The following is a 2,056-nucleotide window of genomic DNA, read 5'->3' on the forward strand; positions in this document are numbered from 1 at the left end:
TTATAATGAACACTTCAGATCTGCATTTATTCATTCGAATAGTTGAAACGGGCAGCATAACAGAATCTGCCAAACAGCTTAGCATTACGCCTCCTGCCGTCAGTTCAGCGCTGCGCCGATTAGAGAAACAGCTCGATGTTCAGTTGTTTATAAGAACAACCAGGCAACTGCGTATTACACCTGAAGGTGAGCAATTTCTGTTTCACTGTCGAGAAGCGTTGGAAAGTTTAGCGCAAGGGCAAATAGCGGCTCATCAAATACAAGGGAAAATAAGTGGAAATTTACGGCTATCAATATCATCAGATTTAGGCCGTAATATCGTTTTACCCTGGATGATGGAATTAACAAAGCAACACCCCACCCTATCAATAGACTTGAATATTGGTGATTCTCTTTCTGATTTTTTCCTCGATAACGTTGATATTGCCCTTCGATACGGTAAGCCGGAAGACTCAACGATGGTTTCATTTCTTATTGCAACCATGGACAGAATTACTTGTGCATCTGCAGATTACCTATCTAAATGGGGTGAACCTTTACATCCTGAAGAACTGAGAACACACAATTGTTTATTGCATAAAAAAAAGGGATATTTATTTAATCAGTGGGAGTATTCGAATCAATCAGGAAACCACAAAATCAAAGTCGACAGTAATAATATTAGTAATGATACTGATATTGTTCGACGATGGGCTATTTTCGGACAAGGCATTGCATATCGTGCAGAAATAGATGTTCTTGCTGATTTACGCAGTGGAAAATTGGTACAAATCCTGTCTGACTATCAATCCCCTCCAGTAGAGCTACATCTTATTTGTCCAAGCCGAAAACAGGTAACTCCCGCTGTATTAGCGTTAAGAGAATTACTAAGAGGCAACTGTAGCAAAATGCTGGCAGCTATCTAGTTTATTGACCTAAGACATGGATCATTTAGCTCAACGCCTAATGAAGAGCTCCGTAACATGTTGGACAAAAAATTAGTTACAGTCTCAATTCAATCTTTGTTATTCCATTAAATTGGACTTGTTAATCAATCAATGTCAGCGAGTCTAAAATGCCTTTACCACTATGTATACCACCCTCATTTTCACTCGCAGGTTTGCTGCGGATAAGGTAACCGGCATATCCATCCATTTCTGTGGCGGGCTCCCCGTCGTAAAATACGCTAAATAGTCCAACCTCGCTAACCAGGTTATCGACTAATGTTTGCTCACCTTCTCGCACTGCAATAGTTGGCACTTCACGCTCATGGGGATACAAACGCTGCATAAGCGCCCATGCATCATATTCTTGAGGGGCAAGTTTTGTTAATTTATCGCTAATATCATCGCCAAAAATACAGTGACCACCGCCTTCGCCTTGGTTTTTTAATACCCACTGGTGTTTATTGGCGTGGTTGTTAAACCAGCTGATGGTTTCAGGGTTTATTGGCTTCATGTCCGCGAGCACACTCTTTACCAACAAGGCTTGTTCAAGATTTAACCCCCAACGAGCATATTCTTCAGCTGGCATCTGGGTCAGTAGCATTTGCATGGTTTTACTGGTGGCGAGTTGTTGGCTAAAGGTCGCATTCACCGCCACATGATGCTGCTCAATAAACAGTCGAGTCTGACTTAAAGTTTGGCAACACACTGCTTCATTTCGCTCCGGCGAGTAGTAATCTGCATACTGATAACCCGCTCGCAGATACACAACATCGATAGCGCCAACGCCTTCTAACATCAAACGCTGATTGTCACCCGTTGAAAGTTGACTGCTGAGCTGTTCAAAGGTGCGCCTAATGGTTCGTAACCCTCGTGTTTGCAGTGCGACTTCAAGTAGATGTTGATCATAAACATTATCTTCATTTTCTTGGATCACCATCAAAAAGGTCGGTTTATGCAGGGCTGTCGCTGATTGCTCTACAGTATCGGAGTAAAATGCCGCCGCGACTTTTCGAGCGGCTTGTGCAATACCGTGTTCCTGTTTTTCTGGCCCACGGTTTTTCACAATCCTGTCTCTTTTACACTTCTCCTTTCCCTCTATACTTTCTTATATCTCTTTTTCCTTCTTCTTC

The 2,056-nt window shown here is 42.4% G+C and carries 1 protein-coding gene and 1 pseudogene; one reads left to right on the plus strand and one right to left on the minus strand.

What is annotated here, in order from left to right; all coding sequences use genetic code 11:
* The coding region (locus CXF78_RS15190; protein ID WP_257984925.1) for a LysR family transcriptional regulator at positions 1–905 on the plus strand (905 nt) is incomplete at its 5' end.
* A gap of 121 nt (positions 906–1,026) precedes the next feature.
* Here CXF78_RS15190 and CXF78_RS15195 read toward each other — a convergent pair.
* Positions 1,027–1,962, minus strand: a pseudogene (locus CXF78_RS15195) (glutathione synthase); the annotation flags it as partial.
* Positions 1,963–2,056 lie beyond the last annotated feature (94 nt).

The sequence above is a fragment of the Shewanella sp. 11B5 genome (assembly GCF_002836795.1).
GTDB classification, from domain to species: Bacteria; Pseudomonadota; Gammaproteobacteria; order Enterobacterales; family Shewanellaceae; genus Shewanella; species Shewanella frigidimarina.